Origin of the sequence: Corynebacterium sp. HMSC05H05 (assembly GCF_001807265.1) — a bacterium.
Classification (GTDB): domain Bacteria; phylum Actinomycetota; class Actinomycetes; order Mycobacteriales; family Mycobacteriaceae; genus Corynebacterium.
Window position 1 is genome coordinate 1 of record NZ_KV788376.1, and the last position, 1,734, is coordinate 1,734.

Annotated in this window: 1 rRNA gene; it reads right to left on the minus strand. The window is 55.5% G+C overall.

What is annotated here, in order from left to right:
* Positions 1-52 precede the first annotated feature (52 nt).
* A 16S ribosomal RNA gene (locus HMPREF3151_RS02900) occupies positions 53-1,571 on the minus strand.
* Between the last annotated feature and the right edge of the window lie 163 nt (positions 1,572-1,734).

Sequence of the window (1,734 nt, forward strand, 5' to 3'; positions counted from 1 at the left end):
TCAACCACACAAACACAACCCACAACTGTGGGCCACAAATAAAGCTCCTTAGAAAGGAGGTGATCCAGCCGCACCTTCCGGTACGGCTACCTTGTTACGACTTCGTCCCAATCGCCGATCCCACCTTCGACAGCTCCCATGACAGGCCACTGGCTTCGGGTGTTACCAACTTTCATGACGTGACGGGCGGTGTGTACAAGGCCCGGGAACGTATTCACCGCAGCGTTGCTGATCTGCGATTACTAGCGACTCCGACTTCATGGGGTCGAGTTGCAGACCCCAATCCGAACTACGACCGGCTTTACAGCGATTAGCTCACCCTCACAGGCTCGCAGACGCGTTGTACCGACCATTGTAGCATGTGTGAAGCCCTGGACATAAGGGGCATGATGATTTGACGTCATCCCCACCTTCCTCCGAGTTAACCCCGGCAGTCTCTCACGAGTCCCCACCATAACGTGCTGGCAACATAAGACAAGGGTTGCGCTCGTTGCGGGACTTAACCCAACATCTCACGACACGAGCTGACGACAACCATGCACCACCTGTACACCAACCACAAAGGGAAAGACCATCTCTGGCCCGATCTGGTGTATGTCAAGCCCAGGTAAGGTTCTTCGCGTTGCATCGAATTAATCCACATGCTCCGCCGCTTGTGCGGGCCCCCGTCAATTCCTTTGAGTTTTAGCCTTGCGGCCGTACTCCCCAGGCGGGGCGCTTAATGCGTTAGCTACGGCACGAACCCCGTGGAAGGGACTCACACCTAGCGCCCACCGTTTACGGCATGGACTACCAGGGTATCTAATCCTGTTCGCTACCCATGCTTTCGCTCCTCAGCGTCAGTTACTGCCCAGAGACCTGCCTTCGCCATCGGGGTGTTCCTCCTGATATCTGCGCATTCCACCGCTACACCAGGAATTCCAGTCTCCCCTACAGCACTCAAGTTATGCCCGTATCGCCTGCAGTCCCGCAGTTAAGCTGCGGGCTTACACAAACGACGCGACAAACCACCTACGAGCTCTTTACGCCCAGTAATTCCGGACAACGCTCGCACCCTACGTATTACCGCGGCTGCTGGCACGTAGTTAGCCGGTGCTTCTTCTCCAGGTACCGTCACTTGCGCTTCGTCCCTAGCGAAAGGAGTTTACAACCCGAAGGCCGTCATCCCCCACGCGGCGTCGCTGCATCAGGCTTGCGCCCATTGTGCAATATTCCCCACTGCTGCCTCCCGTAGGAGTCTGGGCCGTATCTCAGTCCCAATGTGGCCGTACACCCTCTCAGGCCGGCTACCCGTCGACGCCTTGGTAGGCCATTACCCCACCAACAAGCTGATAGGCCGCGAGCTCATCCCACACCGAAAAAACTTTCCACAATGGCATCCAAACCATCGTCCTATCCGGTATTAGACCCAGTTTCCCAGGCTTATCCCGAAGTGCAGGGCAGATCACCCACGTGTTACTCACCCGTTCGCCACTCGAGTACCCCTGCAAGCAGGAGCCTTTCCGTTCGACTTGCATGTGTTAAGCACGCCGCCAGCGTTCATCCTGAGCCAGGATCAAACTCTCCACAAAAAAGTTTCAGAAAGAAACAGGCCGTGAAAAGCCCAAACCCAACCAAAAACAAACCAACCAACACAAAAAGTGCCGGACTGGCAAAATCCAAAAATTACAAAGGTTCAAACAACCAACCCCCAACCCGACGGGGCAAAAACAAAGGGGGTCGGCCAAAAATACG